This is a genomic window from Bacillus sp. 05T31 (assembly GCF_056396725.1).
Map to the genome: position 1 here is coordinate 1 of NZ_JBFTMA010000881.1, position 1,496 is coordinate 1,496.

Consider the following 1,496-nt stretch of genomic DNA (forward strand, 5'->3'; position numbering starts at 1 on the left):
GTACAACTTGTGCCACTTTATCTGCATTATTTTCAATTTCGTCCGTAACAGACTCTGATACATTGCGAAGCTTCGTATTTAAAGAGTGGATCGTCGTTCCGATTCCATCCACACCTTCTACTACTTTATTTAGCGACTGTGACTTCTGTTGAATATCATCAGCTAACGCATTTGTCTTATGTAATAATTGCTCCGTCTCTACGCTTATTCCTTGCATTTGCTTTTCTAAACCTTCTAACGTGCTCGCAACGTTTTCTAACGTCTTCTGAACCGATAACAACGTTCTGCATACATACACTACTAATACTGCGAAAGCAACCGCGATAATAGCCGCACTTACATATAGAAGAACTTGCATTTCATCACTTCCTTTATCTTTTTCATACTTTCTCCCATTATACAATCATTTTCCGTTTCATTCTAATCCCTATCTTTTCATTAGAATTTTCATACTTATTCGTTAACTTTAACATAAATGATTCAACAAATTCCACTAAGTAGGTTACAATAGGAGAGGATACATAATTAGTAGGGAGGCTTTACATATGAAAGATCCACGCATTGAAAAGTTAGCATACAATTTAATTAACTACTCTATTCGTTTACAAAAAGGCGAAAAAGTATTAATTGAAAACTTTGGCTTACAAAAAGAACTTGTAACTGCACTTGTAAAAGAAGCATATGCAGCTGGTGGTTTCCCATTCGTTTCTTTAAAAGATCATCAAGTAGATCGCTCTTTATTAATGGGTGCTACTGAAGAACATTTCGAACAAATCGCTGCATATGAAGCTAGTGTAATGAAAGATATGGATGCTTACATTGGCCTTCGCTCTGGYGATAACATTAACGAACAAGCTGACGTTCCAAGTGAACGTATGAAAGTTCACGGCCAAACAGTTGGCAAAAAAGTTCATAGAGACATCCGTGTTCCGAAAACACGCTGGGTTGTTCTTCGCTACCCAAATGCTTCTATGGCGCAGCTTGCTAAAATGAGCACAGAAGCTTTCGAAGACTTCTACTTCGAAGTTTGTAACTTAGACTACGGTAAAATGGATAAGGCGATGGATAGCCTTGTTACATTAATGAATAAAACAGATAAGGTTCGCTTAACTGGCCCTGGAACTGACTTAACATTCTCTATTAAAGACATTCCAGCTATTAAATGCTCGGGTCATTTAAACATTCCAGATGGTGAAGTATACTCTGCACCAGTTCGCGATTCTGTTAACGGTACAGTTTCTTATAACACACCATCACCTTACAACGGTTATACATTTGAAAATGTACAACTTAAATTTGAGAATGGCCAAATCGTTGACGCAACTGCAAACGATTCAGAGCGCATTAACAAAATCTTCGATACAGACGAAGGCGCACGCTACGTTGGTGAGTTCGCAATCGGCGTAAACCCATACATCTTACATCCAATGGGAGACATTCTATTCGATGAAAAAATCGATGGCAGCTTCCACTTCACACCTGGACAAGCTTATGAT

2 protein-coding genes are annotated in these 1,496 nt (G+C 38.2%); one reads left to right on the forward strand and one right to left on the reverse strand.

Features of this window, described 5'->3' with window-relative positions:
• Nucleotides 1-358 (reverse strand): DUF948 domain-containing protein (locus tag AC1DJR_RS29510; protein ID WP_477004202.1); only part of this gene is annotated, 358 nt, incomplete at its 3' end.
• A gap of 187 nt (nt 359-545) precedes the next feature.
• Here AC1DJR_RS29510 and AC1DJR_RS29515 point away from each other — a divergent pair.
• On the forward strand, nt 546-1,496 hold a 951-nt coding region (locus AC1DJR_RS29515), incomplete at its 3' end, for an aminopeptidase (protein WP_477004203.1).